The 7,910-nt window shown below is 66.9% G+C and carries 5 protein-coding genes; 3 read left to right on the top strand and 2 right to left on the bottom strand.

The annotated features are described in order from the left end of the window. The coding region (locus ACAG21_RS20220; protein ID WP_370498024.1) for a 13E12 repeat family protein at positions 1-917 on the bottom strand (917 nt) is incomplete at its 3' end. Between the two features lie 314 nt (positions 918-1,231). On the opposite strand from ACAG21_RS20220, the gene ACAG21_RS20215 reads away from it, so the two are divergent. Genes ACAG21_RS20215 through ACAG21_RS20205 form a run of 3 tightly spaced genes read left to right on the top strand, consistent with a single transcriptional unit; the run spans position 1,232 to position 6,291 of the window. Beyond that, positions 1,232-2,374: an exonuclease SbcCD subunit D gene (locus tag ACAG21_RS20215; RefSeq protein ID WP_370498023.1), complete on the top strand. Its 1,143-nt coding sequence runs from the start codon at positions 1,232-1,234 to the stop codon at positions 2,372-2,374. Further along, positions 2,371-4,992: an AAA family ATPase gene (locus tag ACAG21_RS20210; RefSeq protein WP_370498022.1), complete on the top strand. Its 2,622-nt coding sequence runs from the start codon at positions 2,371-2,373 to the stop codon at positions 4,990-4,992. Before ACAG21_RS20215 ends, ACAG21_RS20210 begins: the two co-directional genes overlap by 4 nt. Positions 4,993-5,040: 48 nt before the next feature. After that, positions 5,041-6,291 (top strand): alpha/beta fold hydrolase, encoded by a 1,251-nt coding sequence (locus ACAG21_RS20205; protein ID WP_370498021.1) that lies wholly within the window; start codon positions 5,041-5,043, stop codon positions 6,289-6,291. Here ACAG21_RS20205 and ACAG21_RS20200 read toward each other — a convergent pair. Next, positions 6,278-7,894, bottom strand: a complete 1,617-nt coding sequence (locus ACAG21_RS20200) for an ABC transporter family substrate-binding protein (RefSeq protein WP_370498043.1) — start codon at positions 7,892-7,894, stop codon at positions 6,278-6,280. The genes ACAG21_RS20205 and ACAG21_RS20200 overlap by 14 nt on opposite strands. Positions 7,895-7,910: the final 16 nt, after the last annotated feature.

Below are 7,910 nucleotides of genomic sequence, written 5' to 3'. Positions count from 1 at the left end.
TGTCCGGTGGCGGCTTCTAGCTCTTGCAGGGTGGTGGACACGATGATGGTGGCGGGTAGCCCGTTGTGCTGGCCCAGCGTCCCGGAGGCCAGGACCGCGCGTAGCGCGGCGTTGAGCCCGTCGTGATGGCGTTGGGCCGCTGAGCGGGGGTCGTGGTCGATGGCGTCTTGGCTGGGTGCGCCGTCCACACAGGGGGCCTCATCGTCGGGGTTGCACATGCCCGGCGCGGCCAACTTCGCCAACACCGCCTCCAACGACGCACGGGCTTCGGGTGTCAGCCAGCCCGTGATCGCCGACATGCCGTCGGCCTGCTGGCAGCCCAGGGTCAGCCCGCGGCGCCGCGCCCGGTCGGTGTCGGTGTAGGTGCCGTCGGGGTTGAGCAGATCGGCCAGATGCGCGGCGAAGCCGGTCAGGACGTCGGGGCGGTATTGGGTGGCCAGCCGGGCGAGGTCGGCTTCGGCATGCAACCGGGTCTCGATGTCGATCCAGCCCGGTAATTGGTGGTAGAAGCGGCGGATCACCACCACATGCTCGCGGCCCAGCTTTCCGGCGCGTTGGGCGGCGGCGGTGGCGGCCAGCACCGGTGCCAACGGTTCGCCGGTCAACGCCCGCCGCGGGCCTAGATCGGCAGCATCGCGCACCCGGCGGGCAGCCTCGGCGCGGCTGGTCAGCGTCGCCTCGGCGATCGCGTGTGAGAGCTTGCCGCCCAACTCCGCCGGGGTGGCCTCGCGCGCCAGGTCAGTGATCAGCGGGTGCTCGCCCGCGGACAGCCGCCGGCGCACGTTTTCGTAGCGGGCCAGCCGGTCCAGGCGCTCGCGGGTGTTCAGCAGCGAGGAGTCCAAACCGAGCACGAGGTCCAGGGCGGCGTCCAGCGCCTCAAAGGCCACGTCCTCCTTGACGGCCACACCTGAACTCATGCCCTGAAACTATCGGCGCCCACCGACAAAAAACCCTACCCAGAGACTACTGAAACGAAAGTGACACAAGAGAATTCACCAGCGTGCACCCACGGCGATTGTCGCTCAGAGGCGGGCACATCACCGCATGGTCCGAACACCGCAGGGCGGGCCCGCCAGACAGCCACCAAGCCCACGTTCACGGCGATTGTCGCTACGAGGCGGGCACAAAGTCACATGGACCAAGGCATGCCGGTGCGCTTCCCAAGAGTTGTCGGTCAACCAATTTAGACTCGCGATGCCTTGATAGCCACGTCACGAAAGGGGGAGCCGGGATGCGATTCCTGCACACCGCCGACTGGCAGCTGGGAATGACCCGCCACTTCCTGGCGGGCGACGCCCAGCCGCGGTATTCCGCCGCGCGGCGCGACGCGGTGGCCGGCCTGGGCGCCCTCGCGACCGAGGTGGGTGCCGAATTCGTCGTGGTCGCGGGTGACGTCTTCGAACACAATCAGCTCGACCCGAAGGTGATCGGGCAGTCGCTGGAAGCCATGCGCGCCATCGGTATTCCGGTCTACCTGTTGCCCGGCAACCACGATCCACTCGACGCGTCCTCGGTATTCACCAGCGCGTTGTTCACGCGGGAATGCCCGGACAACGTGATCGTGCTTGATCGGGCGGGCACCCATCAAGTGCGGCCGGGCCTTGAGATCGTCGCCGCGCCATGGCGGTCCAAGGCTCCGACCACCGATCTGGTCGCCGAAGTTCTCGAGGGGCTGGACGCCGGCCCCGTCACCCGGGTGCTCGTGGCCCACGGCGGCGTCGATGTACTCGACCCCGACCGCGAGAAGCCGTCGCTGATCCGGCTGACCGCGCTCGAAGAGGCGCTGACCCGTGGCGCGATCCACTATGTGGCACTGGGGGATAAGCACTCGCTCACCCAGGTCGGTGAGAGCGGCCGAGTCTGGTACTCCGGGTCGCCGGAAGTCACGAATTTCGATGACGTCGAATCCAATCCGGGGCACGTCCTGGTCGTCGACATCGACGCAAGCAACGAGGTGGCGGTGACGCCCTGGCATGTGGGCCGTTGGCGATTTGTCACCCTGCACCGTCAGGTCGACAGCAGCCGCGATATCGCCGACCTCGATATGAATCTCGATCTGATGACCGACAAGGACCGCACCGTGGTGCGCCTGGCTCTGACGGGTTCGTTGACGGTCACCGACCGCGCCACTCTGGACGGCTGCCTGGACAGATTCGCGCGGCTGTTCGCCGATCTGCGCACCTGGGAACGTCACACCGACCTCGCGGTGATACCCGCCGACGGCGAATTCACCGATCTTGGCATCGGCGGATTCGCCGCCGCGGCCGTCGAAGAACTGGTGGCCACGGCGCGCGGAGACGACAGCGACTCCGCGACCGACGCCCAGGCCGCACTGGCGCTCTTGCTGCGCCTCACCGATCGGGGCGCGGCGTGAAGTTACACCGGTTGGTCCTGACGAACTATCGCGGAATCCGCCACCGCGAAATCGAATTTCCCGACCACGGCGTAGTTGTGGTCAGCGGGGCCAACGAGATTGGCAAGTCCTCGATGATCGAGGCGCTCGACCTGCTGCTCGAGTCCAGGGACCGTTCGACGAAGAAGGAAGTCAAGCAGGTCAAACCCACCAACAGCGACGTCGGCTCTGAGGTGACCGCCGAAATCAGCAGCGGCACTTACCGTTTCGTCTATCGCAAGCGCTTCCACAAGAAGTGTGAAACGGAGTTGACGGTGCTGGAGCCGCGTCGCGAGCAGCTGACCGGCGACGAAGCCCACGAACGGGTTCGCGGCATGCTCGCCGAGACGGTGGACAACGACCTGTGGCACGCCCAGCGCGTGCTGCAGTCCACATCGACGGCCGCGGTGGATCTTTCCGGTTGCGATGCCCTTTCGCGTGCACTCGATGTCGCGGCCGGTGACCAGGCCGCCCTGTCCGGCAACGAGCCGCTGCTGATCGAGCGGATCGACGCCGAGTATGCGCGCTATTTCACCCCCACCGGACGTCCCACCGGCGAGTGGGCCATGGCCATTGCCCGGCTGGCCGACGCCGACGCTGCGGTTGCCGAGTGCACGGCGGCGGTCGCGGAGGTCGATGACCGGGTGCGTCGCCACGCCGTGCTGACCGAGCAGGTGGCCGAACTGTCGCAACTGCGGCTTGCGGCCGGTCCGCGGTTGGCCGTCGCGCAGGCCGCCGCGGACAAGGCCGCGGAACTCACCCGCCAAGCGCGGGAGGCCAAGCTGGTCGCGGCAGCGGCCGCGGCGACCAGCGCCGCGGCCGACGCCGCCCACAACGGCCGGTTGCGCCTGGTCACCGAAATCGAAACGCGCACTGCGGCCGTCGCGGCTGTCGAGGTGGAAGCCCAGCACGCCGCCGATGCGCTGGCGGCCGCGCAGGTCGACGCCGAGGCGGCCGGTACCGCGTTGGGGGAAGCCGCACGAGTTCTGGCCGAGCTGCAGACCCGCGTCGAATCGGGCCGCCGCGCCGTCGATCAGCTCGCCGAGCGCGAGGAGATCGACCGGTTGAGCGCCCGGCTGGCCAAAATCGACACCACAAAAAGCGACCGTGACGAGCTCACCAAGGAGCTCTCCGAGATCGTGCTCACCGAGGAGTTGCTGCGCCGAATCGAAAGCGCCTCAGCGGCGGTCGATCGCGCTGGCGACCAGCTGACGTTGATCTCGGCGGCCGTCGAGTTCACCGCCGTGGCCGACATCCAACTCACGGTCGGCACAGAACACGTCTCGTTGTCAGCGGGCCACACGTGGTCGACGACGGCCACCGGTCCGACCGAAGTTGAGGTTCCCGGTGTCCTCACCGCGCGGATCACTCCCGGTGCGACGGCGCTCGATATACAGGCAAAATATGCTGCGGCACAACAAGAACTAGCCGAAGCGCTAGCCGAAGGTGACGTCACGGACCTCGCCGCGGCGAGACGGGCCGACCAGCACCGCCGCGAATTGCAGAGCATCCGCGACCAATTGAGCGCGACGCTGGCCGGACTGTGCGGCGACGACGACATCGATGTGCTCCGGGATCGGCTGACGCGGCTGCGCGCCGGCCAGCCGGCCGAGCCCGATCTGTTCGCCACCGATATCGCCTCTGCCCACGCCGAACTCGACGCCGCGCAGGCCGCCCGCCTGGCCGCGGAAACCGCATTCGAGACCACTCGTCGGGCCGCTGCGGCCGCCGAAGCGAAGCTGGTCGAAACCTCGACCCGGGCAACACTTTTGCTCAACGAATTGGCGACGCAGCGAGCCGAGCTCGCCAGGGCGACCGAACAGCTGGCGGCCGAGCGTACCTCGGTGGCCGATGAGGACCTGGCTTCGTCGGCGCAGGCCGGACGGCAGGCCGCGGCAACCGCCGAGCGTCAGGCCGCCGAACTAGCCGAAGAATTGGCCGCTGCGGCGCCCGATGCGGTGACCGCCGAATTGGCCGCGGCCAACGAGGCCGCCGCGTCGCTCGGGGCGAGCTACGAAGACGCGGCCCGCTCGCTGCGCGAACTCACGATCGAACTCTCGGTATTCGGCAGCGAGGGGCGCCAGGGCAAGCTCGACGCCGCGGAGATCGAGCGTGAGCACGCCGCCAATCAGCACAACCGGATCGGGGCCCGGGCCCGCGCCGCACAGCTGTTGCGTTCCGTGATGGCCCGCCATCGCGACACCACCCGGCTGGGCTATGTCGAGCCCTACCGCACCGAATTGCAGCGACTCGGCCGTCCGGTTTTCGGGCCGAGCTTCGAGGTCGACGTCGACACCGATTTGTGTATCCGTAGCCGAACACTCGATGGGGTCACGGTGCCGTATGACTCCCTATCCGGCGGGGCCAAGGAGCAACTCGGGATCCTGGCGCGGTTGGCCGGCGCCGCGCTGGTCGCCAAGGAGGACGCCGTGCCGGTCGTCGTCGATGACGCGCTCGGGTTCACCGACCCGGATCGGTTGGCCAAGATGGGCGAGGTGTTCGACACCGTCGGCGCACAGGGGCAGGTAATCGTATTGACCTGTAGCCCCGATCGTTACGACAGCGTGAAAGGTGCGCACCGCATCGATCTCAATGCGTAGCACCCGCCGCGCTGCTGACCGCAGCTGACCCCGGCAGAATGGGCGGCGATGACCATGAACGCGAAACGGCGCCGAGTGCATGAAAGGCTTGCGGGAATGCCCGGCGTACGACCGGTGCGCAGGCCGATAGCCCCAGGCAGCGCCGAAGAGTTCGATCTGTACTACGTGCGCACCGGTCGCAAGTCCGCCCACCCGCTGGTCATCATCCCGGGCGGGCCGGGGGTGGCGTCGGTGCAGGTCTACAAGGGATTACGGCGTCGCGCCGCCCTCGCCGGTCTGGACATCATCATGATCGAGCACCGGGGGATCGGCATGTCGCGACACGACGACTCCGGCGCGGACCTGCCGCCGGAGGCGATCACCGTCGATCAGGTAGTCGATGACATCGCGGCGGTGCTCGACGACGCCCATGTGGACTCCGCCGTCATCTACGGCACTTCGTACGGCAGCTATATCTCGGCCGGCTTCGGCGTACGTCACCCCAGCCGGGTGCACGCGATGATTCTGGATTCGCCGTTGCTCTCACGCCACGACATCGCGCTCGTTCGCCGCGCCGTCCGCGGCCTGCTCTTCGATGGCGATACTCCGGAAACCGCCGCGTTGGCTCCCAAGGTCCGCAAGCTGATCGACACCGGGGTGATGGCCGGGACGGCGGGAGAGATTGCCGCCACCATCTACGCCTACGGCGGGGCACCGCTGCTGGATCGCGAACTCGACTTGTTGCTCAGCGGCCGAATGACGGTGTGGCGGATGCTGTCTCGGTTCTCCGCAGTCGTGAGTATGAATGTCGCGTACCGTCACGAAATCGACCTGGTGAGTCGCATCGCGTTCCGTGAACTCGACTACGGGGCCCAGCCCGACGGCCTGCCGCTCGATCCGGCCGTGGCGTTGCGTGAAATCATCAGTGGGACAGACGCTTTCGAGGCCGAGCCGTACGATCTGGTCGCCGAGATGCCGAAGTTCACCTGGCCCACGGTCGTGGTCTCCGGCGGGCGTGACCTGGTGACACCGCGGGCGGTGGCAGAGCAGGTGGCATCGCTGGTGCCGAATGCTCTGCTACTGGCGTTGCCGACGATGGCGCACAGCGCCGTGGACTTTCGTGAGCCCGCGGCACTGATCATCGCCGAAGCGGTGTGCCGCGGCGAAGTCGACCAGCTTGCCGGTCGGGGAACGGCGCTGGACGCGCTGCCGGCCCGTCCGGCGATGCGCCTGCTGTGGAAGGCCGTCGAGGTGGCCGCGATTGCGGAGGGTGCGCTGCCGGTGGTGACACCGCTGTGGCGGCGGCTCAGGTCCGCATGAACCCGACCGCGGTGTAGTCCACATCGGCCAGTCCGGCCGCGCCGAAATTGGCCAAATCCCTTCGTACCGCCCGGTTCCCGGGCCACTGGAACAGCGGCAGGTTGAAGCCCTCCTGCCAGATCATCTGGTCAACCTGGTTGGCGAGAGCACGGGCTTTGGTGACGTCCAGCTCCGACAACGTCTCGGCGATCTTCGCATCGATCGCGGCGTTTCCAATCCTGCCGAAGTTGCTATCACCGTCCGAGGTGTAAATCTGCGCCAGCGCGGACAACGGGAAAGCGTTTCCCTCCCAACCGAATTGGGCGATATCGAAATCGCCGACGCCGACGTACTGGCTGAAGAAACCGTTGCCGGCCTTGAGGTCGAGTACCAGCTTCACCCCGATCTGCGCCAGGCTGTTCTGCGCGACCATGGCAATCTGCCGATTGGACGGCGCGTCGAACAGCACATCGCGAACGACGAGCTGCCTGCCGTCCTTCTCCCGCACCGCACCGTTGAGTTTCCACCCCATGGCATCGAGGTCTCTTCGGGCCTTATCCGGGTTGTAAGCGCCTGGCGCGCTGTTGTCTTGGTAGCCAAGTTGCCCGGCCACATAGACGTGGTTGTTCAGCGGCACGGGATGGGTGCTCAGCCCGTGTTGGACGACATTGACGATCGCTTGGCGATCGATACCCTGGCAGATCGCGAGACGCAGCCGCTCGTCGGCCATGATCGAACCCTCGGCGCCATTGAACGTGAAGTGGAACCAGGTGGGAGCCGGCGCGCGGCGGATCACGATGCCGGGTGTGCGCTGGGCGGTCACCATATCGTCGAGCGTCGTGATGCCGGCAGTGTCAATTGCCTTGTTCTGTAACGCGGGAATGATGGCGGAGACGTCGAGCACCAGGAAGGTGATCGAATCCAGCCGTGGCTTGCGGCCCCACCAGCGAGGGTTGCGCGTCAGCACGATGCGCTGCGCGGTCCGGTCGATCGTGGACACGATGAACGGGCCGGCCGACGGGCCCGGAGCTTCGAGCTGGCCCTTGTTGAAGATCTCCGGGTTGGCCGTCATGCTGCGCGGTTGGATGTCGCTGGCGAACATTCCCCGCCATTCGGCGTACGGTTCGGAGAAGGTGACCACTGCCTGCCGGTCGTTCACACCCCTGGTCACCGATTTCACCCGTTCGAATCCCGCCCGGCTGGCGATCAAGTACCTCTTGTCGCGACCGTTGGACGCATTGACCTCCGACCTGAGATCTTCCCAGGTGATCGGCGTGCCGTCGCTCCACGTTGCTTTGGGATTGATTGTGTACGTGACGGTTTGGGGGTTGGTCCCGGTCAGCTCGGCACCGGTGAAGTAGTCGGTGTTGAGCTGCAGCCTGCCGTCGGCCTGAGTCATGAACGCGCCCGGCAGCGTGGCCGCCAGCACCGCGTTGGTGTCAGAGGTATTGCCGTCGATGTTCAACGAATTGAAGTTGTCCGGGAACGCCGTCAGCGGTAGTCGCAGGTTGCCACCGTCTTGCAGCGTCGCCGGGTCTTGCGGATTCATGTCGCTGGTCGCGCCGACCTGAGCCGCTCGGGTCTCCGGCAGGTCCTCGTAGCCACTGGAGCAGCCGGTGACCATCACCACGAACGCCAGC

It is taken from the genome of Mycobacterium sp. pR1184, assembly GCF_041287235.1.
GTDB lineage: Bacteria > Actinomycetota > Actinomycetes > Mycobacteriales > Mycobacteriaceae > Mycobacterium.
Note: the sequence above shows the minus strand (reverse complement) of the source record. Positions and strands in the feature narration are given on the sequence as shown.

Coding starts and splice junctions, on each gene's coding strand:
- ACAG21_RS20215 (WP_370498023.1), top strand. CDS start 1,232: ATGCGATTCCTGCACACCGCCGACTGGCAGCTGGGAATGACCCGCCAC.
- ACAG21_RS20205 (WP_370498021.1), top strand. CDS start 5,041: ATGACCATGAACGCGAAACGGCGCCGAGTGCATGAAAGGCTTGCGGGA.
- ACAG21_RS20200 (WP_370498043.1), bottom strand. CDS start 7,894: ATGGTCACCGGCTGCTCCAGTGGCTACGAGGACCTGCCGGAGACCCGA.